The following is a 315-nucleotide window of genomic DNA, read 5'->3' on the forward strand; positions in this document are numbered from 1 at the left end:
ATGAACTCGCCGGCTTGCCGGATCACTTCGTGATACATGCTGGCGAACAGATCGTTTTCGGAAACGCCGGGTTTGATCGCCTCACGCACCGCCGCCACCGCGGCCTCGGCGCCGGCCATCGAGGCCATCAGGCATTTCACCTCCTCCGGCGTCTTTACCGCGCGCACGGCCAAAATCTCGCCCTGGCAATCCTTCACCTCGCAGCCGCGTTTTTCCAGGGCCAGCGCCTGCAGGTGGCTGCAGCGGTCGAGCCCAAGCTTCATCGAGCCGCCGCCATGCTTCTTGAGCAACTCGGTGATCTCGTCGGCAAACGGC

General features: G+C 63.8%; 1 pseudogene. It reads right to left on the reverse strand.

Going from position 1 to position 315, the window contains the following annotated elements:
• A pseudogene (locus EN786_RS36880) lies at positions 1 to 315 on the reverse strand (aminopeptidase P family protein); the annotation flags it as partial.

It is taken from the genome of Mesorhizobium sp. M4B.F.Ca.ET.143.01.1.1 (genome assembly GCF_004792275.1).
In the GTDB taxonomy this organism is placed as follows: Bacteria; Pseudomonadota; Alphaproteobacteria; order Rhizobiales; family Rhizobiaceae; genus Mesorhizobium; species Mesorhizobium abyssinicae.